Below are 25966 nucleotides of genomic sequence, written 5' to 3'. Positions count from 1 at the left end.
TTCACTTTCTATGTCAATCCTCGATAAAATGAAAGACATGTACGAGATGCGTAAACAGGCTACCCAGCTCCAAGCACTATTGGCAAAGGAGAAGGTGACAGGCGCATCCAATAATAACTCATTCAAAGTAACGCTCGACGGTAATCAAAATGTACTCAGCGTAGAAATTGACCAGTCAATTGTTGGTGATAAGATGCAACTTGAAAAAAGTGGGCGCGAGGCGTTTTCTAAGGGTCTTGATGCGCTCAAGAAAATGATGGTTTCAAAGTTCTCAAGCTACCTTCGTTAATTTACTAGCTCTATTGTCATGAAGTATCTTTGGCTGCTCGGCGCAAGCGCTATTCTTCTTGCACTTCAGATTACACTCATACCAACAGTGGACATACTTGTGATTGGACTTGTGCTTGTTGTGTTTTTTTTCTCCGAGGAAGAGGCTATCACCTATGCGCTTATCAGTGGTTTTCTGCGTGATTTATTTTTTCCACTTTTTGGTTTTCATCTGGTGCTCTATGGCATTGAATGCCTAGTAGGTATTGTATTGATCAATACTATTATTACCCATCGGTCATTTTTAGGGTTTACAGGAAATACTTGGAGCATATTGATTATCAATCTTTCCCTCACACCACTACTATTAGCACTTATTAGCTATAGTATTCCCACATATGGCTTTGCCGTGCCATCGCGTACTGATGCTATCGAATCAGTTTTGAGTTTGCTTGTCGTTTATTCTGTTGCATCTATTGGATATGTCATCATTGGCAGACTACACTATGTGAGACGTTATGGTATGACCATTGACCGTGTATGAAAAAATCACAGCTGCCGTTTATTCCAGAGCTGGATGAGGGGGAGGAGATATCGGTAAAGTATGGCAATCCGTATGAGTGGGTTGAATCTTCTTTTATTGAAGGGCAATCACATGCGGCAGAGTTCATGGGGAGGACTATTACTGATCGCCGACTGAATTTGCTATTCGCATGTTTCGTTGCTGTTATTCTTTTGTTTGCTGCACGAAGCGCGTACTTTCAGCTTTTCAAAGGGAATGATTTTGCTCTTCTTGCTGAGCGCAACAAAACCCGAGTTATTACAACACAGGCGCATCGCGGCATATTGTTTGATTTGAAAGGAAGGGTACTTGTCCGAAATATACCCGATTTCGCTGTTGCCCTAACTCCTATTGATCTGGATACTCAGTCTGATGTCCGCTCAGCTCTTTTTGCAACACTTTCATCTACTCTAGGAATACCGGTGCAGAACATAGAGCAGGAAATAGCTCGGCATGACCGTTATCAGCCATTCCTTATTGTAGATCATATATCCTATGAAACAGCACTCAAGCTCGAAGCATCTCTTCAAGGGGCATCGGGTATTGAACTAGTTGTATCTGAACGCAGATTGTATGAAATGACGCCAGAAAAAAGCATTTCACATATTATAGGATATACGGGAAGAATTAGTGACGATGAACTTCAAGAAGTAAAAGATGCGTACACACTAACTGATACTATTGGCAAAATCGGATTAGAACTTTCCTATGAGGATGCGCTGAGAGGAATTGCGGGAAAGAGGGAGGTAGAGGTAGATGCGCTTGGACATGAAAAAGGAATACTTTCTGAGCGGCCAGGGAAGCAGGGAAGGAATATTGTACTTACATTTGATTGGGAGGTGCAAAAAAAGGCAGAAGAAATTCTTGGAGCCGTGCTTAAGAAGTTCAATAAGAAAAGGGGAGTTCTGATTGCAACCGATCCTTCCGGCGGCCAGATACGGGCATATGTCAGTCTGCCCTCCTATGATAGTAATATGTTCGCAAACGGCATCAGATCTCAGGAATACCAATCACTTCTTGATGACAAGGAGCGGCCGCTGCTGAACAGAGGAACAGGAGGCGAATATCCATCCGGTTCAACGATTAAAATGCTTGTAGCAGCCGCTGCGCTTCAGGAACATATTGTCACAAAAGCTACCACTGTGCTGAGTAGCGGCGGCATTCGGTATGGAGCATGGTTCTTTCCGGACTGGAAGGCGGGAGGGCATGGAAAAACGAATGTTATTAAGGCGTTAGCAGAATCGGTTAACACCTATTTTTATAGCATTGGAGGTGGGTATCAGCGGCAAAAGGGCCTTGGTGTGGATTTGCTTGTGGACTATTTCAGGCGATTCGGCATAGGAGAACAAACGCATGTTGATTTTCAAGAAGAGCGAAGCGGTTTTTTGCCCACGCCAGAATGGAAAAATGACGTACGGCATGAGCCGTGGTATATCGGTGATACCTACCATATCTCAATAGGGCAGGGAGATGTGCTTGTTACGCCCTTTCAAGTGAATGCATATACTGCGTACTTTGCACAAAAAGGCGTTAGTTATCATCCGCACATCGTTCAATCTATTGCACAAAAAGAATCGAGCACTGAATATGATACTGTTCAACCGATAATACATAAAAAAGATATTGTTGGGAGTGATGTTGTGGCAACGGTACGCGAAGGATTGCGTGCGGGCGTGCTTGCTGGAAGCTCACGCAGACTCCTATCATTGCCGGTTGATGCAGCAGGAAAAACAGGAACGGCACAGTGGTCATCTACAAAACCTCCTCACGCGTGGTTTACCGGTTGGGCACCCTACGAGAAACCAGAACTTGTACTGACAGTTCTTATTGAAGAAGGAGAGGAGGGGAGTAGGACGGCAATGAGTGTTGCAAGTGATTTGTTGAATTGGTATTTTAGGGAATATAAAAAATTAAGTAATAAATAATTGTTAGTTTTACTGTTGACAAATATGGTATTGACGACTTGCTAGAAAATAGGTATACTAGCGTTCATATTCGTAATACAGTTATCTACGAAAGGGAATTGTTCTATGCCACATTTTGTTACGCAGGAAGGTTTAAAAAAAATAAAGGAAGAAATTGAATATTTAGAGAACGTTGCAATGCAGCAGGTCATCGAGCGTATTGCTGCAGCTCGCGAACTCGGAGACTTAAAAGAAAATTCTGAATATTCTTCTGCAAAAGAAGAACAGGGGCTTTTGGTTGCTCGTATTGGAACACTTAAGGCTCTGATGAAAGATATTGCAGTTGTTGAGCAATCCAAGGATCATTCTCATGTACGTATCGGTTCTACGGTAGTAGTTGAATCAAGCGATAAAAAACGCTTTGAATATATGATTGTCGGTACAGAGGAAACAAATCCAAGCCTCGCAAAGATTTCCTATGAATCCCCAATGGGGAGGGCTTTTTTGGAAAAGCAAAAGGGAGATAACGTTGCTGTTGGTACTCCTCGGGGAATGATGGAATACCGCATTATTGAAATCAAATAGCAAAACAATAAGGCACGCGTACTACTCTCTAGCTGTCCCTGAGTACCTTATGGTTATTCAGGGGCTTTACGGTATGGCTTTTTTCGGTTATTCTCTAGGGTATACATAATGAATTCTTAATGAATATGAGTGACATTGATGAGAGAAGCGTACGCATAGCAAAAGCCCATACAATTCGTACATTAGGTTTGGATCCCTACCCGTCAACGGTTCAAAGAACTAAAACATGCCACGAGGCACGTCTCTTTTTTGATGAGCTCTCCAGTTCACACGAGAGTATACATATTGTTGGAAGAATTCGCAATCTAAGGCGGCATGGTGGATCAGCATTTATATCTGTACAGGATGAAACCGATCGCCTACAGGCGTATGTAAAAAAAGATGATGTTGGGGATAAATGTTACGCAATTGTAAAAGATTTACTGGACATAGGAGATCATGTACAGATTGAAGGCACGCTCTTTCAGACAAAAACAGGAGAAATGACCATTCATGCAACGGCATTAAGCATTATTTCAAAGGCATTGCTTCCCTTGCCTGAGCAATGGCATGGTTTGAGCGATATTGAAACGCGGTATCGACAGAGGTACCTTGATCTTATAGCAAATCAGGACGTAAAGGATATTTTCCAAAAAAGAAGTTGCCTCATGCGAACGATTCGTCGGTATTTTGAAGAGCATGGTTTTTTCGAAGTAGAAACACCAATCTTGCAGCCACTTGCAGGGGGTGCAGCGGCAAAGCCGTTTGTTACCCATCATAATGCTCTGGATATGGATATGTATCTTCGGGTTGCGCCTGAGTTGTATCTCAAGCGCCTCATTATTGGAGGATACGAGCGTGTGTATGAATTTGCTCGCTGTTTTCGCAATGAAGGCATTGATCACGCTCATAATCCTGAATTTACCCAGATTGAAGCATATTGCGCGTATGTGGATTATCATTTTCTCATGTCTTTTATTGAAGCATTACTACTCTCTGTTGTTCGAGCTATGCATGATTCTGACTCCTGTATCTATAAAGATGTAAAGCTTGTGTTTGGACAGCCATTCGAAAAGCTTTCGTTTCGAGATGCGCTTTTGGATTATGCACATATCGATATTGATCGACATACTTCACTGGAAGATCTCAGACGTGAAGCGTCAGACCGAAACATCGACTGTGCAACATACCCTACAAAAGCAAGTATACTTGATGAACTTTTTAAATCCTTTGTGCGAAGCTCTATTGTTCAGCCGACATTTATCGTTGATTACCCCATAGAACTTTCTCCTCTAGCGAAGAAGAAAGCCGATAACCCAAATCTTACGGAGCGATTTCAGCTGATCATTGCCGGTATGGAAGTAGTCAATGCATTCAGTGAGTTAAATGATCCCCTTGATCAGCGAGAACGTTTTGAGGTGCAAGCAATGAATCGTGAGATGGGAGATGAAGAAACACATGGCACTGATTATGACTTTGTGAATGCGCTCGAATATGGTATGCCGCCCACTGCTGGCTTCGGCATGGGAATAGATCGTCTGACAGCTCTTCTTACAAATTCAGCAAGCCTGAAAGAAGTTATTCTTTTTCCTACTCTTCGACCAAAGGCACAATGAAGCGCACACACTACAACTCTCAGAATGCCACTGTTATGGCATTCGGCACCTTTGATATCATCCACCCCGGGCACATTTCGTATTTGCAACAGGCAAAACGTCTGGGAAAAAAACTTGTTGTTGTTATTGCGCGAGACAAAACAGTAATAACGCTAAAGGGTAGAAAACCTATTTTTAATGAACAAGAAAGACTTGCGATCGTTGGATCCTTGGGGTGTGTTGATCAGGCAATACTTGGTGATAAAATTCATCATTGCAAAATAATAGACCGAGTGCGTCCCGAGATTGTGTGTCTTGGATATGATCAGGATATTACCAACAAAAAACTTTCGGAGCAGCTCGAACGTATGCATATATCCGTGCATGCAATAGTTCGTGCTCGAGCATTCCGCGGTACGAGGTATAAATCATCGCTCATAAAGAAAGCATTTTGTGCCAGCACCTAGTGCCCATCAACGCCTTAGCCGAAAAAGGCATGGCAGGATGCAAATGTTTTTTAAAAAAACTCGATTTGTAAGTATTACTGCAAGTATTTTGGCGGTGATTGGTTTTATTGTATACGGAATATTTTTTTCAAACCTTTTTTCTATCCAAGCCATTGATATTATAGCGCCTGAATCTTTGGATATTAATGAACTTCGTTCTGATTTGTATCGCCAGCTTGATGATTCTGCGTTTAGATTTTTTTCTCAGCGTAATATTTTCTTTTTCAATACCGACAAAGCTTCATCAGTAATTTCAAACAGTGTTCTTGTAGATACTCTTCATATTCAAAAATCGTATCCACGAACTATTCGCATTACACTCGAAGGCAAGAAATTTCAATTGCTTTGGTATAGTAAGGGCGGAGTATGGATGATTGGGAGTAATGGTGCTATTATTGGGCCTACTGATCAAACGACTATTGCATCACTGCCTCTGGACCTCTTACGAAAGCACTATGGGAAAGATAGTGTACTCGTTGGTCAACATATTCAGAAACGACCAGTAGTACCACCCCTTATTGTTGATGCTACCCAGCAAGATGCCCATGAGGGTCTTTCTGTTATTGATCAAGATGTTCTTCAGACGCTTATGGTACTGAGAGATAGTGCAAAAAAAAGTGGCATTGACAGTGCCTATACGCTCTATACACGAGGTGATCCATCGATTGCTATGGTTACACAGGAAGGATGGGAGCTTCATATGATGCTTGACAGGGATGTATATGCACAACTGAAAAATGCTTCAACTCTCCTCTCGTCTTCAATCAAAAAAAAGCGATCAAAACTCAAGAAAGTTGATGTTCGTTTTGATAATCGCTTATACTATACGCTTAACGATTAATGCAGTATGACAATCGCTATTGACGGCAGATCGTTGCAGGGAGCAAGGGGAGGTATCGATGTCTATACCTACCAGCTTTTGAGCCGGTTGTTTACTCAGTACACACAGCATTCCTATATTTTATTTTTTAATGCCAGTACTTCGTTTGCACACCCGTTCAGTGAGAGCGCGAATCTTCAGATTGTTCATACGCATATACCTTCAAAACTATTTAATACTTCCCTTATGGTTGCACATTATCCTAAACTTGATGAGTATCTTGAAAAAAATACCGGCAGACGCATAGACCTTTTTTTTATGCCAAACATGAACTTTGCAGCATTTTCTTCACGCGCACGTGTTATTGTGACAATCCATGATTTGAACTACATCCATTATCGGGACAGACAGTCATTGAAAGGTAGGTGGTGGCACAGCGCTCTCGACCCTGAGAGGCTCATAAAGCTCTGTAAGGGAATTATTACTGTTTCTGAACACACCAAACAAGATATTGTCTCGACTTATCGCATTTCACCGAAGAACGTGAGCGTTGTTCATCTTGGCGTTGAAGATCAATTTCAATCCCATACTAGTTATTGTGAAGCACTTCCGATTATTCTTGCTTTTTGTCCGCAAGAAGGCAGAAAAAATATCGAATCATTGATCGAAGCATTTGCCCGTGCACGCACTCTCAATGAAGAACTACAAAGCGCCTATCTTGTACTTGCGGGTGTGTCCACTCTACCGAAACGGATACAAGTAGCTATACAGAAGCTCCGGATAAGCCAGTGGGTTCGCTGTGTCCCCTATATGCCTCGCGAACGTCGATTTGCTTTGCTCTGCTCAGCTCGCGTATGCGCATATCCAAGCATCTACGAAGGTTTCGGTCTGCCTCCGCTTGAAGCCTTTCTTGCAGGAGTACCTGTTATAGCGGGTGCGCATTCGAGTATACCGGAAATCAGCGGTTCAGGAGCGTGGTTGTGTGATCCCTGTAATATTGCAGATCTTTCGGAAGGACTCTGTACGCTTTACACTAATGAGGCTGTAAGGAAGCATCTTATGCAGCAGGGGAAGGATCGTGCGGCGCGGTATCGATGGGATGAGACGGCACGGCAAACAGTACGCGTATTTGAAAATATATGCGCATAGGAATTGACGCACGATTGTATAAGGCGGGACTCGGAATAGGGCGGTATATTGAGCAGCTTTTGCTTCATCTTGAGCAGCTACAGACCGATGATGAGTATGTAATTTTTTTGCGGAAGGAAATGATGAATGTATACATGCCAACCAATACGCATTTCAAAAAAGTTTGCATCGATATCCCGTGGTATTCTCTTGCGGAACAATGTATTGCACCTATTGTGTTTCTGACGCATAACGTTGATATTATGCATTTTCCGCATTTTAATGTACCCATATTCTATCCAAAAAAATTCGTTCTTACGCTGCATGATCTGATTATGATAAAACACGCTGAATCATCAAAAAGTGCTGCTTCAACAAGACATCCATCCATTCATGCATTAAAGTACGCAGCATATCTCTTTGTTCTCCGTAGTGCTTGTAGGCGTGCGCGAGCCATCATTGCAGTTTCAGATTCGGTAAAAAATGACATTATGCGCTATCTTACCATTCCTCAAGAGCGACTGTATGTTGTTCACGAAGGCGTACAACTTAATGAGCGCGGTAGGGAGCTACCACTGCCACCTTGTGTCCGAAAACCATACTGTATTAATGTGGGGAATGCCTATCCACACAAAAATATAGGATATCTTCTTACGGTTTTTGAGAAGCTAAAAATAGAAGGAAGCCCCATGCAGCTAGTCTTATGCGGGCAAGAGGATTATTTTAAAAATCGAGTCGTTGAAGAAATTAAAAAAAGGGGACTTGAGGATAGTATAGTGCATTTGGGGTATGTATCTGATGATCAGCTTGCAATACTGTACCGCAATGCACATGCGGCACTTTTTCCATCTCTCGAAGAGGGATTTGGATTCGGACCTCTGGAAGCAGCCCTATTGGGAACGCCTGTTATTGTATCCCACATACCGGTGTTTCAAGAAATTCTTGGAACAGCCTGTCTGTATATTGACCCGCTTAATCCATGTGATATGATTGACGCGTTAAAAAAACTTGATACTGACGTACATTTGAGAAATAATCTTATCACACGTGGACAGGGATTGTTGGGTCGGTATTCGTGGAAGACCAATGCTTTTAAGACTTCTCAAATCTACCATACCTCACTATGAAAACAGTGCGAATTCTACTTCTCTTGTTTCTGCCAGTCCTCCAAACCCTTGTATTAAAAATAGGACTCGCATTTCCATCTCATTATCTTGCGATTGCTTTTGGAGGTGTAATTCTTTTGGATGCGTTACTTACACTTTTTTTTAAAAAGAACATTCAACGGATGAAGATCGTATGGTATGCTCTTCCGGCACTCTTGTTATATTGTAGTGCAGCTTCGTCACTGTTTATTGTTGAAGAATCGTATCTTCGTAATACTATCATTGCGAGTAATGCACTATTCCAATGGCTCTACCTGATAAACCTCTATTTTCTGCTCTATAAGCAGGAGCAGTACCAAGTGAGATCCTATTGGCACATTACCATGGTGCTCCATGTGATTTCATTTCTTAATCTATCCATTCTGCTTTTTGGACTCATTTATTACGTTGAGTATAAACTATCTTTTCTTATTATTCCATTTGCAATAGTTACTGCACTCTTCTTCGTTCAACAGCTTGTGATACATGAGTGTGATATTCGGCAGTTTTGGAGATTCACTGCTGTCCAAACACTTATTATCGTTGAAAGCGCATTTGCAATCCATTGGTTTCCAACTCATTTTATTCCCAAAGCATTTTTTCTTACAATTCCTTTTTTCCTGATTAATCAAATAGGGTATTCAACCCTCAAACGAGAGCAGACAGTTCGATCCGTACTTTCGTCTGTCGCAATTACTCTCGCTATGCTACTATTAGTACTACTCACAAGTAGATGGAGATAATTATGACCTTTACTCATCAGTCCCTTGCGTATCGATTGTTTGCATTTATTCTATTTGTTGGCGTTTCGCTGCTTTCTGGTTATGTGGGGGGGTTATTTGCGATCCAACCTCTATCGTTTGAGGATATACAACCCCACTCGTTTATTATCGAACAACCTGTGTCAAAAAAAAGCGATGGAACGCTTGAATCTCTCTATAAGCGAACCAATCCGATTGTCGTGAGTATTGCTGTTGGGCAAGCAAAACAGCGATTAACAAACTCAATGATTCAGTCATTTGGTATCATTCTCACTAGCGATGGCTGGATTGCTTGCCCTAAAGTGGTAAATGCTTCAAATGAGAATCTCTTTGCTGTTCGATCCGACGGATCAAGCGCACCCATTGTGCGAAGAATCACCGATGTTGCACTTGGAGTTGATTTTCTTAAGATGGAGGGCACGGGCTTTGGTTCAACTGATTTTGTTTCAAAAGAGCAATCCTTCGAAGCCCGGCAAAGCTATGTTGTCATACCGCGTAAAACCATAGATCGTATTTTAACCATTCGCCGATCGTATCCTACTTCTGTCAAAGATAGTTTTATTCGAAATTCTGATACACTGGAAAAAGCATATCTTACCGCGTCGAATGATTATCCAAATGGTTCTCCTGTTTTTACCGAAGACGCTCAACTGCTAGGACTATTCGTTGATTCAAACATCCTTCCAAGTTATTATATTCACGACTCCTTGGAGCGTCTCTTGAGGACGGGCACTATTAAACGCATGGATTTGAATATTTCTTACATTGATCTTGCAGCAACACCAGCTCTATCTCAAAAACCACAAATGGGAGCATTGATTGTTGCAGATAAAAACGGCATTCAACTTCTATCAAAAGGACCGCGCACCACGCTGTATAGCGGTGATATCATTACAAAGGTTAATGGAGAAGAAATAAATGAAAACCAAAGCTTATCAGAACTTATCGCGCAATATACCGTCAAAGACGCTATTACTCTGACGTATCTTACTTCCGATAGAAAAGAACATACTGTTGAGCTAGATGGCAGGCTATAAAACATCAATACTCTTTTTAATCATAGCTTTATACCTTCTATGACAAGCGCTGATCTCTTCGCATTTCTTACCACATTTTCAGTAGTAGTAGTTTCTTGTTTTGCTTGCTCGGCGCTTTATTACTTGATTCAAATTTTAAAAAGAATCTATCAACTTCTTGATGCGATTGAAGATTCATGTAACTCAGTATCAAAAAGCTGGGATTCATTTATGCATCGTTTTTCAACAATCAGCGACTCGTTTCAATTGTTTGTGCAAGGCATCAAAACTGCAAGTAGTATGTACCAAAAATATAAAAAATCGCCTAAGAGAAAGAAGGCAGTATTAGAAAACAAAGAGTCTGCCGATGAATAATTATGAATTTTGTTCAGCTCCATGTCCATAGTCACTACAGTCTTCTCGATGGTCTTGCTCGAATAGGCGAACTTGTTGCACGCGCTAAGGAGTTTGGTATGAGCGCACTCGCTTTGACAGACCATGGATCGCTCTATGGCGCTATTGAATTTTATCAGGCATGCAAAAAAACAGGGATTAAGCCTATTATCGGAGTTGAGACATATATCACATCTCGTGGACGTTTCCGTAAGCAGGGCAAAGAAGATGACGAGCGTTTTCATCTCATACTCCTTGCAAAAAACCATGCAGGCTACAAAAATCTTTTAAAACTTGTCACACTATCGCACCTTGAAGGATTTTATTATAAACCGCGAGTTGATTTTGAACTTTTGGAGAAATATTCGGAAGGTATCATAGCAACAAGTGCATGTATTAATAGCCAGATTGGCCAGGCGGTGCTTAGTGGAAGGAGTGGCCACGAGGAACTCCAACGCTATTTAGATATCTTTGGTGATAATTTTTTTCTTGAGCTCCAACACCACAAAAATTTGCCGGAACAGCATACTGTGAATGCCGGACTCATTTCACTTGCTCGTGAGATGGGCGTAAAGCTTATTGCAACAACCGATTCACATTATCTTATTCCCGAGGATGCCACAGCACATGACGTACTCCTCTGTCTTCAGACAAAAAAAGACCGTAACGATAAAAACAGGCTCTGTATGCTTGGCGAAGATTTTTCATTCGGCGACGGTTCACTAACAATTGAAGCATTTAAGGATACCCCTGAAGCAATTAGTAATACTGTTCTCATTGCAGATCAGGTAGAACTAGATATACCTCTTGGAAAAATTGTACTGCCGACCTATTCATTGCCTGATGGAGTGACTCCAGAGCAAGAACTTCGCAAAATGTGTGAAGATGGTATGCAGAGCAGGTTTGGTGATGCCATAACAGATATACAGCGGGAACGTCTTGAGTATGAACTTGCCGTCATTCTGAAGGCAGGGTACCCAGCCTATTTTTTGATTGTTCAGGACTTTGTAAATTGGGCAAAAAAACAAGGGATTGTTGTGGGACCGGGGCGTGGTAGTGCTGCCGGGAGTTTGGTTGCGTATCTTCTCAGAATCACCAATGTTGATCCGATACTGTATGATCTACTTTTTGAGCGCTTCCTCAATCCGGAGCGCGTATCAATGCCTGATATTGATCTTGATTTTGCAGATAGCCGTAGAGATGAAGTATTGGGATATATTGAAGAAAAATATGGCAAAGACCACGTTGCTCAAATTATCACATTTGGAACAATGGCAGCTCGCGTATCGGTGCGTGATGTTGGACGTGTTATTGGCGCGCAGTATTCCTTTTGTGATCAGTTGGCAAAACTAATTCCACAAAACATGATGCTTGATGCAGCCGTACAAGCAGTTCCTGAATTACGCGAACTTGCCGCTACAAACGATCAAGCAAAAGAAATCATACAAATTGCGCGAAGGCTCGAGGGTGTTGCTCGGCATACATCTGTGCATGCCTGCGGCGTTGTCATTACGCCTGAGCCGCTTACGGAGTATGTGCCATGCCAATATGCCTCACCCGATGATAAGACGGTTATTACGCAGTATTCACTACATCCCGTGGAGGATTTAGGATTGCTGAAGTTTGATTTCTTAGGATTGAGTAATTTAACAATTTTGGAGCATGCAAAAAATCTTGTTCAACATACGAAAGGAGTAAAAATTGATTATGACACACTTCTATTAAATGATCGGAAAACCTACCGATTACTTCAGCAAGGGAAGACGACGGGTGTGTTTCAACTTGAAAGTGCAGGCATGAAACGCTATCTCAAGCTACTCAAGCCAACACATATCGAAGATGTTATTGCAATGGTTGCGCTCTATCGTCCCGGACCCATGGAGCTTATTCCCGATTATATTGCAGGGAAACATGGCAAAAAAATTCCTGAGTATCTTCATCCAAAGCTCAAGCCTATTCTTGAGCAAACATACGGAGTGGCTGTCTATCAGGAGCAGCTTATGAAAATAGCACAAGACCTGGCGGGGTTTACACTCGGTGAGGCGGATGTTTTGCGAAAAGCAGTAGGAAAAAAGATTGCAAAGCTTCTCATAGAGCAAAAACAAAAATTTGTAGCAGGATGCTTAAAAAATGAAGTCCCAAAAAACCTTGCAGAAAAAGTTTTTGACTTCATTGAGCCATTCGCAGGATATGGTTTTAATAGGTCTCATGCCGCATGCTATGCCATGATAGCGTATTACACTGCATATATGAAGGCTCATTTCCCTGCAGAGTTTATGGCTGCATTACTGACTGCAGATGAGCAGAATATGGATAGAATTTCAATTGAAATTGAAGAGTGCAGGCAAATGGGCATGCCAGTGCTTCTTCCTGATATCAACGAAAGCTATACATCGTTTACTGTTGTTGGAAACAAAAACAATAGCCAAGAATCCATTCGTTTTGGGCTTAGAGCAATTAAAAATGTCGGCGAACACATTGCGGAAGTTATTGTTACTGAACGCAAAGAACATGGTCCCTTTGCGACACTGGAAGATTTTCTTGAGCGAGTCAATGATAAAGATTTAAATAAAAAATCTCTGGAAAGCCTTATTCGCTGCGGTGCCCTTGACAGATTTGGCGATAGGGGACAACTGATGTATAATTGTGATAAGCTCCTTTCATTTGCAAAGAGCCTCAACAATGAACGCCAGGGGAATCAAGCAAGCTTATTTGGAGATACGTTTCGAAAAGCATCACTAGTACTTTCACCTTCAGAAGCCCTTGATCCAAAAATTCCCCTATCGTGGGAAAGGGAACTTCTTGGCCTGTACTTGAGCGCGCACCCACTCCATGGAGTAATGGATGTCATGCAACGTTATGTGATTCCGTGCCAGCAGGCAAAGCAGCAGCGAGAAAATACCCAGGTGCGCATTTGCGGTGTTGTTGCATCAATGAAAAAGATTTTGACAAAAAAGAATGAACAGATGCTCTTTGTAACTCTTGAAGACCTCTCTGATACTATCGAGGTCATTGTATTTCCTAGTATACTGAAAGATTCTTCAGAGCTTTGGAGAGAGGACATTATTTTGGCGGTTGAAGGAAGACTTTCTCGTAAGGATTCCGATAGTAAGCTCATATGCGGCAAGGTTCGTGAAGTAACAAACTCTATGATTGCAGCACTTTCTCAAAACCAAGTGAAACAATAAACCTAATGTATGTTTTTCCCTCATAAAGAACAACCTAGGACTAAATTCTACAGCAAGCTTGCCACAAGTTTTATTGTCATTTCTCTTATTCTTGTGGCTGCTGTTTTTTATATTACGTTCAGTTGGGCAACCATTGTTCTTACACAGCAGAAGCAAGTTCAAGAGAGAACGGTAACGGTACGGATTGCAGATGTGACCAATGATGAGCAAGGGGTGCTCCAGGGTAAGATTATTACACAGGAAATGGATGCGCAGGGCACCTATTCTCCCAAAGAATCCACTTCTCTCGTTCAGAAGTCTCAGGGTTTTATTACCGTAATAAATTCAACCCAAAAACCACAAGCATTGCGAAAAACAACTCGACTTCTTTCAGTTGATGGTGTGCTTTTCCGCACAACTGAATTTGCTACCATACCGCCAAAGGGGAGTTTTCGCATACCAGTTGTTGCAGATGAAGAAGGGGAAGTCGGTTCTCTGAGTAGTGCGCGGTTTACGTTACCGGGGCTTTGGCCCGGGCTGCAAAACAGCATTTATGGTCAGGGTTTTGAGCAGGCTGAAGGAGGGGTGAAGCGTGTGTATGTAGTATCGCAGAATGATATTGATCGTGCAGCAGGAGAACTTGATACCTCGCTTCAAGAAAAATTTTTAACACTGGCGCAGACCCAACTACCATTTAAACCACAGGCATTAAAATCAATCCTATCATCAAAGGTTCTTTCTCAGTCTGTTGATAAGCCCATTGGCGCTACAGCTGAGTCGTTTACAATGAATATTAAGGAACAGCTTACCGGTGTGCTTTTTGATCAGTATGCTGTTAAGACATATATCGAACAGGTATTAGCAAAGGAATTGCCAAGTGGTTATCAACTTATTCCACTTGACATAGATTCCCTAGAGTATAGTCTTGAAGATATTGATCGGCAGGCCGTAAAAGCAATACTTACCGTTCGCTTGAAGTCTGGTCAGATGAAAAGTGCGGAATATCTTTCCCTTGAAAAAAGGGCGTTGACTGGCAAGACGATTAACCAAGTCGTATCGTACTTTCAAGATATGCCAGGCATCAGTAATATTCATGTGCGTTTCTATCCTTTTTGGGTGACTCGGACACCATTACTGCATGACCATATTAATATCATTGTCCAAAATGAGGAATAGCAATGAGTATATCATCACCACAAACACATTCTCTTGAGATGATGCGCCATTCTACGGCGCATCTTCTTGCTGCAGCATTGATGAATCTTTATAAGGGTGCCAAGCTTGGCGTTGGGCCCGTTGTTGAACATGGCTTTTACTATGACATAGAAAGTCCCGTTCCTATTAGCACTGATGATTTTAAAAAAATAGAAAAAGAAATGAGAGAGATAGCAAAACGTGATATCCCGTTTGTTCGAGAAGAAATGCTACTGAGTGATGCAAAAAAATTATTCACATCATTAAAACAGGATTATAAAGTTGAATTAATCGAGGATATAGAGAAATATGGCAGTACTCTGATAGATGACCAAAAAGAAGAGGCTCTTTCCACTTCGAAGGGTGATACGCTTGTATCTGTATATCGCACAGGAGATTTCGTTGACCTTTGCAGAGGCCCCCACGTGGCGTCTACAAAAGATATTGGCGCATTTGCACTGCATAAGCTTGCTGGCGCCTATTGGAGAGGTAACGAAGCAAATCCACAACTGACACGCATATATGGACTTGCTTTTGCTTCTAAGGAAGAATTAGATGCGTATCAAACACTTCTTCAAGAAGCTGCCAAGAGAGATCATCGTAAGCTTGGAAAGGATTTGGAATTATTTACTCTTATTGATGATATCGGGCCAGGATTACCGCTCTTTTATCCTAAGGGTGCGTTGTTACGCAGATTTGTTGAGAATCTCATTACTGATGAGCAAGAAAAGCGCGGCTATCTCCCCATATGGATACCACATATTACCAAGGATCAGCTCTATAAGATTTCGGGACATCTCGATAAGTATGATGCAATGTATCCGCCAATGCACTTGGAAGAAGCTGATTACTATCTAAAGCCAATGAATTGTCCGCATTTCATGATGCTCTATAATACGCTTCCTCATAGCTATCGCGATCTTCCTGTCCGCTATACCTGCACAACAACAAATTACCGCTATGAAAAATCCGGAGAGTTGTCTGGCCTTACCAGGGTCCGTGCGCTTACCCAAGATGATTGCCATGTTTTTTGTGCTGCTGACCAGATAGAATCGGAGATTTCTCTGATGCTTGACATGATTCAAGACATATATCGCATTTTTGATTTTGAGGAATATACCGTAAGTATTTCTGTCCGCAATCCAAACAATAAAAGCACGTACATTGGAAGTGAGGAGTACTGGGATACTGCTGAGCGTTCATTGAAAAAAGTAGTCGGTGACCGCAATCTTACTGCGATAGTGTGTGAAGGTGAAGCTGCATTTTATGGTCCGAAGCTCGATTTCATCTTTAAGGATGCACTTGGTAGATCATGGCAACTTTCTACCATACAGCTTGATTACAATTTACCTGAGCGTTTTGAATGCGAATATGCTGATTCGGATGGGACCAAAAAACGCCCCATTGTCATACATCGAGCAATTCTTGGATCAACTGAGAGATTTTTGGGCATTATGATTGAACATTTTGCGGGCAGATTTCCACTCTGGTTGTCTCCGGTACAGGTTGTTGGCATACCTGTTGGGCTTTCGCATCACGATGCTTGTAAAAAACTACAGACAGGACTTGCTGCATGCGGTATTCGATGTGAGATAGATTATTCAAATGAATCGGTGGGTAAGAAGATTAGAGCTGCAGAAAAGTTAAAAATGCCCTACATGATCGTTATTGGTGATAAGGAAGAAAATCTTGATGAGCTCACAATCCGCGTGCGCGGACGAGAAGAGCCTCTGGTAATGAAGTATGAAACGTTTACGGCAATGGCTCAACGGCTTATTTCAGCAAAGTCTCTTGAGTTGACCAATGAATAACTACAGCACAATGCCGGGAACGTATAAGCTCACAACACTTGGTTGTCAGATGAATAAATCCGACTCGGAAAGAATCAAGGGCCTTCTTGAAAAGATTGGCATGAGAGAAACTGATGATAGCGAGGGTGCCGACGTACTCATCTACAATACCTGTTCGGTGCGACAGAAATCAGAAGATAGGATCTATGGCCTCCAGGCTCAATTTGAAGTTTTGAAACAAAAAAATCCCTCAGTCATTATTGCAGTAACGGGTTGTATGCCCGGTAGAGATCGAGATGGAGTTCTGCGAGAGCGTCTTGAGTATGTTGATCTTTTTTTTCCGACAGAAGAAATTGTTCTTTTACCAAAAAGACTAAGTGAGTTGCGCAGCGATATTATTGACCCCAATAGCATTGCTAACTATGAGTACAAACATTATCTTGATATCCAACCTTCGTACCAGTCTTTGTCCCAGGCTTTTGTTCCCATAAGCAACGGATGCAATAAATTTTGTACCTACTGCGTGGTTCCCTATGCTCGCGGTAAGCAAAAAGATCGACCGTTAAGAGATATTTTAGATGAGGTTCGATCTCGTGCCGACCAGGGATGTAAGGAAATTACATTATTGGGCCAGACAGTGAATCTCTATAATCCACCCGATAAGGAATATTTTTCACTATCCAACCCCTTTGATCATTCAAAGAATGGATTCGCTGCTTTGATATGGGAATTGAATGAGTGTTCAGGAATTGAACGAATTCATTTTACAGCACCCCATCCGCAATATATGGATAACGATACTCTTGATGCGCTTTGCCTACCTAAACAGATGAATTATGTGCATCTGCCGGTGCAATCAGGCAGTAATGCGGTTCTGAAGCGAATGAATAGACCATATACGGCTGAGTACTATTGTGAACGGATTACAGAATTAAAAAAGAGAAAACCGACAACTGCATTGGGGACTGATATTATTGTAGGATTCTGTGGCGAGACGGACCAGGATTTTCAACAGACCGTGGAGCTCTATACGTTCTGCGATTTTGACATTGCATACTTGGCTATGTATTCGGTACGATCGGGTACTGCCGCACATCGCATGTATAAGGACGATATTTCCAAGAATGTTAAGAAAGAACGGTGGTGTGAACTTCAAAAAATAATGGAAGAAATTGTCCTCAAAAAAAATCAGCGCTATGTCGGCGAGGTTGTTTCAGTACTTGTTGACTCGTTTGATAAAGGAATGTGTAGTGGTAACTCACGTGAAATGAAACGAGTGCAATTCAAAGGGCAGAACGAGTTTTTGGGAACACTATGCGATGTTAAAATTGACAGGGCGTTAGAGTGGGTACTCTATGGTACGAAAGTCTGATATCCACCTTATTGTTATTCTTGGCCCTACTGCAAGCGGAAAATCATCATGGGGTGTTGAGATTGCACATGAGTACAACGGTGAAATAGTATCTGCTGATTCACGGCAAGTGTACGAAGGTCTTGACATTGGCAGTGGTAAAGTTACTGAAAATGAAATGGGTGGAGTGCCTCATTATCTTTTGAATGTCATCAAAGCTGGTAGCCGCTTTACTGTTGCGGATTATAAGGAGCTTGCTGACACTGCAATTGAGGCCATATATACTAAGAGAAAGACCCCCCTATTAGTTGGAGGATCTGCTCTCTATCTTGATGCGGTTATTGAAAACTACCAACTGCCAAACGTTGATCAGGATATCAATTATCGAGCGATGCTTGAGCGAAGAAGTACTGATGATCTCTGTCGAGAGCTTGAACGTGTTGATCCAAGACACTTCGAGGTAGTTGATAAAAATAACAAACGCCGGCTTATTAGAGCCCTTGAAGTATTTCATTTAACAGGAAAACCATTTTCTGAATTCCAACACAAGGGAGAAGATATGTATAGGTCAATGATAGTTGGTATTGAGATGCCTCGTGACGTACTCTATGCAAGAATCGATGCACGTGTTGACAGCCGCCTTGAACAGGGGATGATTGAAGAGGTTGAGAGGCTGTTGTCGTTAGGTATTTCTCATGAGTGGCTGGAACAACTTGGCTTGGAGTATCGCTATATTTCTCGATATCTCTGCAATTGCAATGGAAGCATTTCAGAAAAAAATGAGATGGTTCAAAAACTTAAATTTGCCATTCATGATTTCGCACGAAGACAGCTCATATGGTTCCGTAGTAAGGAAAATATCCACTGGTGCTCTTCGATAGATGAAATTCGCGAACACATTAACGAATCAGGAGCTTTTCGAGCGTTGATTTGATAAGGTCAGGTTGTGCTTTGCCTTTCATTTCGAGCATGACCTGTCCAACAAGATACATAATGACCGTTATTTTTCCGCTGCGATAATTTGCAACTGCATCCGGGTTTTGCTCAATGATTTTCTGTGCTGTCTGCTCAATAAGGCCAGTGTCAGTAACTTGCTCAAGGTGTTCATCTCGTACGATAACCCGAGGGCTTTCATTGGAATCTAAAATACGATCAAGAAGCATTTGAGCGACAGAGCTATTGATTGCACCTTCTGCAATCAGTGATACAAGTTCAGCAAAATTCTCAGGTGTTAGCGTGAGAGATTGAATTGATAGTGTTTTGTCGTATAATCGTGCCGAGAGCTTGTTGATAAGCCATGCAGCAAGGAGTTTGTATGCATCTATAGAATTTTTTTGCCTGGTTGAAAGCCATTCAGAAAGCTCTGATGCACTTTTTTCATAGAAATCTCCAAGGAACTTATCTTCAACAAGGATCTTGCATTCGGGCTCACAAAGGCCGTATTCCTCACAAAAACGCATGCGGCGTTGTGCGGGAAGTTCGGGGATGGTTGCTAGAAGTTCCGCTCTAAGTTTGTCGGTAAATCTCAAAGGAGGTAGATCCGGTTCTGGAAAATATCGGTAATCGTGAGCCTCTTCTTTGCCGCGTTGAAGGGTTGTTGTTGACGTATCGTCATTCCAACCAACAGTGATCTTATTTGTTCGGTTACGAGTTTCTCCGCCATCCATCCAATCATTATACAGGCGTTGAGATTCATAGTGAAGCGCATGTTCTACCGCTTTGAATGAGTTGAGATTTTTAATTTCTGAAATAGGAGTAGTCACCTCAACGCCATCAACGTCAAGTTGAACAGAAACATTGGCATCGCAGCGCAAATGCCCTTTCTCCATATCTGCTTGGGAAACGCCCAAATACCGGGCAAGAAGTCTTAATTCCTGTAAAAATAGTTTGGCTTCTAGCGGTGTTCGTATGTCTGGCTCTGTGACAACTTCCATGAGAGGTGTTGAGCAACGATTAAAATCAACAAGACTTGCGCCAAGTTCTGCGGCGTGGAGAAGTTTTGCCGCATCTTCTTCAAGATGAAGCCTGTTGATACGGACTCTCATGTCTGTTCGTCCGTTTTCGTCCGGTAGGAGAATAGTAATATGCCCGGCAACTCCGATGGGTTGATCGTATTGGGAAATCTGGTATCCTTTTGGCAAATCGGGATAATAATAATTCTTTCTATCAAATTTACTGACATCATTAATAGTGCACTTCAAGGCAAGAGCCATGCGTGCAGATGAGAGAACGGCCTGTCTGTTTATGACAGGCTGAGTACCCGGATGTCCAAGACACACTGAACAAATAGTCGTATTCGGTGGCTGGTTTTCTCCATCATTTGAGCAACGACAAAACATCTTCGACTTTGTGTTGAGCTGAATATGTATTTCCAGTCCAATCGTCGTGCGATACATATGTATCCTTCAAGAGTTAAGCAGCGGGATTGATATGGATACCCGGTCCCATGGTTGACGATACGCTGACTGCCACGATAAACGTTCCTTTTGCCGTTGATGGTTTTGCCTTACGAAGACTGTCAATAAAGGCTTGGTAATTTTCTGCAAGCTTATCAGCATCAAATGATCGTCTGCCTATGACTTGGTGTACATTGCCCGTATCATCATTTTTAAAGTTAATTTTACCTCTTGTAATTTCCTCCAGTGTTTTGGTGATATTTGTTGTGACTGTTTCGTTCTTTGGCGAAGGCATTAGTCCTTTTGGACCAAGGATTTTTGCAACTTGAGCTAAATGTTTCATCATGTCTGGAGTTGCAACGGCAACATCGAAATCGATTTTTTGCGACTGTTTGATTTCCTGGATAAGTTCAACACCACCCACTCGAGCGGCACCATTTTTTAGAGCTTCTGCAGCTTTCTCTCCTTCCGCAAAAACAACAACACGCTTTGTTTTGCCAATACCGTTCGGCAGCATGATGGATCCTCGGATTGTCTGATCGCTTTTTCGGGGATCAATACCCGTGCGTACATGAACCTCTACACTCGCGTCAAATTCCTCATAGGAGCATTTCTTAACAAGCTCAAAAGCCTCTTGGGGTGAATATGATTTATCTAGATCGATATCAGAGATGCATGATTTAAACTTTTTTGATTGCTTTCGCATAGATTTTTGGTGGTACGAGCGGTTTGGTTAACCTCCCACAGATATGAATAAACATTATACTTTAATCTCAACGCCCATTTGGCGAGCTGTTCCTTCTACCATACTCATTGCAGCTTCAATAGTCCTCGCAGTGAGATCGCACATTTTCTTTTCCGCAATATCCCTTACTTGCGCTTTTGTTATGGACCCAACTTTTTCGGTAAGCGGTTTACCTGAACCCTTTGGAATGCCTGCTGCTTTTTTAATCAACTCTGCCGTAGGGGACGTTTTGAGGATAAAGGTATAGGTACGGTCTTCATAGACAGTGATAACAACGGGGGTAATATCATCACCAAGTTTCTGAGTTGCTGCATTAAATTTTTGGCAAAATTCTGCAATATTCAAGCCATGCTGACCCAATGCAGGACCGATTGGTGGTGCTGGATTTGCTTTGCCTGCCGGAATTTGCAATTTGATAAGAGCTTTTATTTTTTTTGGAGGAGCCATAGAGAGATGTATGATGATTTGATGACGATATGAGAGCGAGAGGCATCGATCACTAATCGCCTGAGTTAGTTAGTCTATATCTTCTTTATTTGTAAGAAATCAAGCTCAACTGGTGTTTCGCGACCGAAAATAGTAACGAGTACTTTAATTTTGCCTCGTTCTTCATCAACTTCAGTAATTTTACCCTCAAAATTCTTGAAAGGTCCGTCAACGATACGGACTGGCGTAGATACAGTCAGGTCAATTTTGTACTTCGGTTCTTCAAGGCCCATGCGTTTTTGCAAATATTCCATTTCCTGGTCAGAGATCGGGTTTGGTGTAGTGCCACTTCCAATAAAACCGGTAACATTTGGCGTATTACGTACAACATACCATGATTCATCTGTTACAATCATGCGAACGAGTACATACCCGGGAAAGATTTTTTCTGTAATAACTTTTCGCTTGCCATTCTTAATCTTAATTCTTTTTTCAGTCGGGATAAGAACGTCAAATATGAGTTCTTCCATATCCATAGACTCAATACGCTGTTTGAGGTTGCGTACGACGTTTTCTTCGTAACCCGAGTAGGTATGAATTGCATACCATCGCGGCAATTGATCTGAAACTTGTTTTGGCATACAGAAATAATTGGTGAAATATGGTTATTTAAGAAGCAGTTTTTGAATCCCAAAATTAAAGACAATATCCAGAGCACCCAAAAATATTGCGACACCGATACTGAAAAAAATGACAATTAGCGAGTGATTGATTGTTTGAGACCGGGTAGGCCAGACAACGCGCTTGAGCTCCTGGTATGATTCTATAAAATACTGTTTTGTTTTTTGAAATGCTGCATTCATACGTATGGTTGCAATAAGATTTTGCGTAATTTAAAAAGGCCACTGGCCTTCACTAGCCATCATATCATAGGATTCAATACTGTCAAGGGCAGGAGTCAAGAGAGCTATGTGTCTAAGGACAGAGGTATTCGTCTTCCTTTTTTGTGCGGTCTTTGTTGTATGGAACGGTATGCGTTTGAAGCTGTACAGGAGATTTTAATTTAATTTTACTTCCCAAACCCGTTACTCCAACAATACCCGTCACTTTAAATGCAATTGGTGTAGATTTTCCCTTCGGGTTTTTAATGCAAGCTTTTATCTCTATGAGGTGTTTTCCCGGCATTACTGTATCAAAAAGACCATAGTCTCCCAAGCCAGACCAGTGAAGCTGATTTTTGCCACCTGAAGCATCCATAGAGTCCGGATCTTTGCCATCAATTGTAATCCGAGCCTTTTTCCATGGTGGCAGTGAGGGAGTATAATTAAATGTAATTGCTTTGATGCGCATTTTTTTCTTTGCAGTCAGGGTGAATGCTGCAATGATGGCATCTTTTGAGCCAGGGATTAATTTTGTTGTTAACCGACCACCAGCCGAAGCAATGGCAACATATTCATCTGGAATAGGCTTTGGTTTCTGAATACTTTCTGAGAGCCGTGCAGTATTTTTGTCAGCTATTCCTTTCGACGAAGAAATATATTTTTTTGTAGCTGATTTTTCCTTGGCTGAACTAGCTGTCAGTCCGGCAGCTTTGCTGCTAGCTGTTATTTCGTTAAGTGTCTTAAATTCCTTAGCATAAATATTACTTGGCCAATCTCGAGGGGTAACTGTAATTTCTTTGGAAAACCATCCGCAGATAAGATTATACCGCATTTCAGTAGGGCGCAGAGTTATTGAAGCTCTTCCTTCGGCATATCCTTCTTCATCTTCAGGAGTCATAGTAAGAAGTCCGCTAAACTCATTATTAATTTCTTCTATGAAGTCCTTTCTTTTCAAGTCTAAATATTTTGTTCTTCCATAACAACGGATAGCAAATTTTTCTTTCGTTAGATCATATTTCGAATAGATATGCTGTATTTTCCACTCAAGGTAGCCATTACGAAATCTAAAATACTCAAGACCGCTTTCTTCTCGAACAGGCTTTTGCGGTGGAGGAGTAATAATTGGTGTTTGTATCGTAGATTCAAATGTAGAGTCTGCCTGGGTAGCTGCATGTGACATGCTATACACTGCTCCAAGCGATGTCATTACAAGAAGTGCCCATGCAAGTGTGTGTTTTACCATATACTAAATTATTATACAGTTATAGTATAAAGTATACACAGTCTCATGAAAATAATGAAGCAGAACACTAAATATCAATGTTTTTTACCGATTTTGCATGAACCTGGATAAAATGCTTTCGCTGTTCTACACTTGAGCCCATAAGAACTTCAAATACATCATCAGCCTTTACTGCGTCTTCGACGGTAACTTTTTTCATGATTCTGGTTGCCGGATCCATGGTTGTCTCCCAGAGCTGTTCTGGATTCATTTCTCCCAGGCCTTTATAGCGCTGAACGTTAATTTTGGGAGCGGTTTCTATTGGCACGGAAGCCTCACCATCCTCAGTTTCTGTCTCCTCGACAATTACCGGCTGCTTAACTTTACTATTTTTCCTTCGGCTTTCTGCAAGGGCAACAAATTCTTGCTTTGTTTTCTCAAGTTCATCTTCACTAAAAACATATTTGAATTCCTTACCGTACTGGACTCGGAAAAGGGGAGGCTGAGCAATGTAGATATGGCCCTGCAGTATAAGTTGAGGGAAGTAACGATAAAATAATGTAAGCAGAAGCGTACGAATATGTGCGCCATCAACATCGGCATCTGTCATAATGACGACTCTATCGTAGCGCAATCCTTCTATGTTGAATTGGTCACCGATATTAGTCCCAAGAGCGATGACAAGAGCTCGAATTTCATTGAAGGCAAGTATCTTATCAATGCGAGACTTTTCAACGTTTAAAATCTTACCCTTAAGAGGTAATATCGCTTGGAATTCACGATTCCGCCCCTGCTTGGCACTTCCACCGGCGCTGTCGCCTTCCACAAGAAATAACTCAGAGACACTCGCGTCTTTTGATGAGCAATCTGCAAGCTTACCAGGTAATGTGAGTCCCTCGAGTACACCTTTTCGCAGTACTGATTCACGTGCAGAACGTGCGGCAATGCGTGCGCGTGAGGCAAGGATACACTTTCCAATGATTGCCTCGGCTACTTTTGGATGCTCTTCAAGGTAAATTGCAAATGCGTCAGAAAAGACGGTATCAACAGCGGTTCGAGCTTCAATATTACCAAGTTTTGATTTTGTCTGGCCCTCAAATTGCGGCTCAGGAATTTTGATACTGATAACTGCTGTGAGGCCTTCCCGGACATCATCACCAGTGAGGTTTTCCTCTTTTTCTTTTATGAAACCCTTTGCTCGAGCAAATGAATTGATTGTACGCGTAAGAGCTGTACGAAATCCAACCACATGCATGCCGCCCTCCGGGTTGAGAATATTATTCGTAAATGCATACACATTTTCTTTAAAATCCTCAACATATTGAAGGGAGAGCTCAACATTGATATCTCCTTCATACATTTTTTCAACATAAAAAACATCGTCATGCTTTACTCCTTTTGCTTTATTAAGATAGCGGACAAAGGAAGCAACACCCCCTTCAAAATAGAAAACAATAGGAAGGTCATCCTTGGAAATGCGCTTATCAGCAATCTCTATGGTTATTGCCTTTGTAAGGTAGGCCTGCTGGCGCATGCGGTCAATAATTGTTTTAAGATCAAACTCTGTTGCACTAAAAATAGTTTGATCAGGTTTGAAAAAAATTGTTGTACCCTGCCCCCGTGCACTGCCAACTGCCTTTGCTTTATGTAGAGGTTTACCAATTTTATATTCCTGGGTCCAGAGTTTTCCTTCACGCTTTACTTCAGCCCGTAGGTATGTAGAAAGGGCATTTACAACCGAAACACCCACGCCATGCAAACCACCGGATACTTTATATCCCCCTTGGCCAAATTTACCCCCGGCGTGAAGGCGCGTAAGGACTGTTTCAAGGGTAGATACGCCTGTTTGTTTGTGAACTTCAACGGGAATGCCGCGTCCATTGTCTTCAACACTTGCCTTGCCGTCTGGCAAAAGTGTAATAGTAATATGAGTGCATGTACCTGCCATCGCTTCATCAATTGCATTATCGACCACTTCCCAGAGCATGTGGTGGAGGCCGTAGATATCCGTATTTCCGATATACATTCCTGGACGTTTACGCACTGCTTCAAGTCCTTCAAGGACAGTAATCTGCTGAGCACCGTATTCCTGACTTTTTTGATGTTTTTTTGGCATAAACTAAAATACAACGT

At 41.9% G+C, this 25966-nt stretch carries 24 protein-coding genes; 17 read left to right on the top strand and 7 right to left on the bottom strand.

Going from position 1 to position 25966, the window contains the following annotated elements; translation table 11 throughout:
- Positions 1-10: 10 nt before the first annotated feature.
- The 17 genes from AAB400_03120 (at position 11) to miaA (ending at position 19097) form a co-directional block, all read left to right on the top strand.
- Positions 11-289, top strand: coding sequence for a YbaB/EbfC family nucleoid-associated protein (locus AAB400_03120; protein ID MEK7648884.1), 279 nt, complete (start codon positions 11-13; stop codon positions 287-289).
- Positions 290-307: 18 nt separating this feature from the next.
- Complete coding sequence (locus AAB400_03115) at positions 308-811, top strand: hypothetical protein (GenBank protein MEK7648883.1); 504 nt, start codon at positions 308-310, stop codon at positions 809-811.
- Positions 808-2754, top strand: a complete 1947-nt coding sequence (gene mrdA / locus AAB400_03110) for a penicillin-binding protein 2 (GenBank protein MEK7648882.1) — start codon at positions 808-810, stop codon at positions 2752-2754. The genes AAB400_03115 and mrdA overlap by 4 nt, the downstream gene beginning before the upstream one ends.
- Before the next feature lie 105 nt (positions 2755-2859).
- Positions 2860-3318 carry a transcription elongation factor GreA gene (greA, locus tag AAB400_03105; GenBank protein MEK7648881.1) on the top strand — a complete coding sequence of 153 codons (459 nt, stop codon included), beginning with the start codon at positions 2860-2862 and terminating at the stop codon, positions 3316-3318.
- 125 nt (positions 3319-3443) lie between these two features.
- Positions 3444-4913 (top strand): lysine--tRNA ligase, encoded by a 1470-nt coding sequence (gene lysS, locus AAB400_03100; protein ID MEK7648880.1) that lies wholly within the window; start codon positions 3444-3446, stop codon positions 4911-4913.
- Positions 4910-5359: an adenylyltransferase/cytidyltransferase family protein gene (locus AAB400_03095; protein ID MEK7648879.1), complete on the top strand. Its 450-nt coding sequence runs from the start codon at positions 4910-4912 to the stop codon at positions 5357-5359. Before lysS ends, AAB400_03095 begins: the two co-directional genes overlap by 4 nt.
- Before the next feature lie 37 nt (positions 5360-5396).
- A complete protein-coding gene (locus tag AAB400_03090; protein MEK7648878.1) occupies positions 5397-6239 on the top strand; it encodes a hypothetical protein in 843 nt (280 codons plus the stop codon).
- Between the two features lie 6 nt (positions 6240-6245).
- Complete coding sequence (locus AAB400_03085; protein MEK7648877.1) at positions 6246-7367, top strand: glycosyltransferase family 1 protein; 1122 nt, start codon at positions 6246-6248, stop codon at positions 7365-7367.
- Positions 7358-8473 (top strand): glycosyltransferase family 1 protein, encoded by a 1116-nt coding sequence (locus tag AAB400_03080; GenBank protein MEK7648876.1) that lies wholly within the window; start codon positions 7358-7360, stop codon positions 8471-8473. The genes AAB400_03085 and AAB400_03080 overlap by 10 nt, the downstream gene beginning before the upstream one ends.
- Entirely contained in the window at positions 8470-9234 is a 765-nt protein-coding gene (locus AAB400_03075; GenBank protein MEK7648875.1) for a hypothetical protein, read from the top strand. Before AAB400_03080 ends, AAB400_03075 begins: the two co-directional genes overlap by 4 nt.
- Positions 9235-9236: 2 nt before the next feature.
- The gene (locus tag AAB400_03070; GenBank protein ID MEK7648874.1) at positions 9237-10289 is read left to right on the top strand and encodes a S1C family serine protease; all 1053 of its coding nucleotides are present in this window, start codon (positions 9237-9239) and stop codon (positions 10287-10289) included.
- Between the two features lie 39 nt (positions 10290-10328).
- Positions 10329-10643, top strand: coding sequence for a hypothetical protein (locus AAB400_03065; protein MEK7648873.1), 315 nt, complete (start codon positions 10329-10331; stop codon positions 10641-10643).
- Between the two features lie 2 nt (positions 10644-10645).
- Positions 10646-13849 carry a DNA polymerase III subunit alpha gene (locus tag AAB400_03060; GenBank protein ID MEK7648872.1) on the top strand — a complete coding sequence of 1068 codons (3204 nt, stop codon included), beginning with the start codon at positions 10646-10648 and terminating at the stop codon, positions 13847-13849.
- A gap of 9 nt (positions 13850-13858) precedes the next feature.
- The gene (locus AAB400_03055) at positions 13859-15004 is read left to right on the top strand and encodes a hypothetical protein (GenBank protein ID MEK7648871.1); all 1146 of its coding nucleotides are present in this window, start codon (positions 13859-13861) and stop codon (positions 15002-15004) included.
- A 2-nt stretch (positions 15005-15006) separates the two neighbouring features.
- Positions 15007-16833, top strand: coding sequence for a threonine--tRNA ligase (gene thrS, locus AAB400_03050; protein MEK7648870.1), 1827 nt, complete (start codon positions 15007-15009; stop codon positions 16831-16833).
- On the top strand, positions 16826-18184 hold the full coding sequence (gene miaB / locus AAB400_03045; protein ID MEK7648869.1) for a tRNA (N6-isopentenyl adenosine(37)-C2)-methylthiotransferase MiaB: 1359 nt from the start codon (positions 16826-16828) through the stop codon (positions 18182-18184). Before thrS ends, miaB begins: the two co-directional genes overlap by 8 nt.
- The gene (gene miaA, locus AAB400_03040) at positions 18168-19097 is read left to right on the top strand and encodes a tRNA (adenosine(37)-N6)-dimethylallyltransferase MiaA (protein ID MEK7648868.1); all 930 of its coding nucleotides are present in this window, start codon (positions 18168-18170) and stop codon (positions 19095-19097) included. The genes miaB and miaA overlap by 17 nt, the downstream gene beginning before the upstream one ends.
- Here miaA and gatB read toward each other — a convergent pair.
- From gatB to gyrB, 7 genes are all read right to left on the bottom strand, one after another.
- A complete protein-coding gene (gene gatB / locus AAB400_03035; protein MEK7648867.1) occupies positions 19063-20559 on the bottom strand; it encodes an Asp-tRNA(Asn)/Glu-tRNA(Gln) amidotransferase subunit GatB in 1497 nt (498 codons plus the stop codon). The genes miaA and gatB overlap by 35 nt on opposite strands.
- Positions 20560-20575: 16 nt before the next feature.
- The gene (rplA, locus tag AAB400_03030; protein MEK7648866.1) at positions 20576-21265 is read right to left on the bottom strand and encodes a 50S ribosomal protein L1; all 690 of its coding nucleotides are present in this window, start codon (positions 21263-21265) and stop codon (positions 20576-20578) included.
- Positions 21266-21319: 54 nt separating this feature from the next.
- Positions 21320-21751: a 50S ribosomal protein L11 gene (gene rplK / locus AAB400_03025; GenBank protein MEK7648865.1), complete on the bottom strand. Its 432-nt coding sequence runs from the start codon at positions 21749-21751 to the stop codon at positions 21320-21322.
- A gap of 74 nt (positions 21752-21825) precedes the next feature.
- Positions 21826-22371, bottom strand: coding sequence for a transcription termination/antitermination protein NusG (nusG, locus tag AAB400_03020; GenBank protein ID MEK7648864.1), 546 nt, complete (start codon positions 22369-22371; stop codon positions 21826-21828).
- A gap of 24 nt (positions 22372-22395) precedes the next feature.
- Positions 22396-22593, bottom strand: a complete 198-nt coding sequence (secE, locus tag AAB400_03015) for a preprotein translocase subunit SecE (GenBank protein ID MEK7648863.1) — start codon at positions 22591-22593, stop codon at positions 22396-22398.
- Between the two features lie 112 nt (positions 22594-22705).
- The gene (locus tag AAB400_03010; protein MEK7648862.1) at positions 22706-23854 is read right to left on the bottom strand and encodes a hypothetical protein; all 1149 of its coding nucleotides are present in this window, start codon (positions 23852-23854) and stop codon (positions 22706-22708) included.
- Positions 23855-23921: 67 nt separating this feature from the next.
- On the bottom strand, positions 23922-25949 hold the full coding sequence (gyrB, locus tag AAB400_03005; protein ID MEK7648861.1) for a DNA topoisomerase (ATP-hydrolyzing) subunit B: 2028 nt from the start codon (positions 25947-25949) through the stop codon (positions 23922-23924).
- Positions 25950-25966: the final 17 nt, after the last annotated feature.

The sequence above is a fragment of the Patescibacteria group bacterium genome, from assembly GCA_038065255.1.
Taxonomy (GTDB): Bacteria; Patescibacteriota; Patescibacteriia; order JACQRZ01; family JACQRZ01; genus JBBTRI01.
This window is presented reverse-complemented; position numbering and strand designations above follow the sequence as displayed.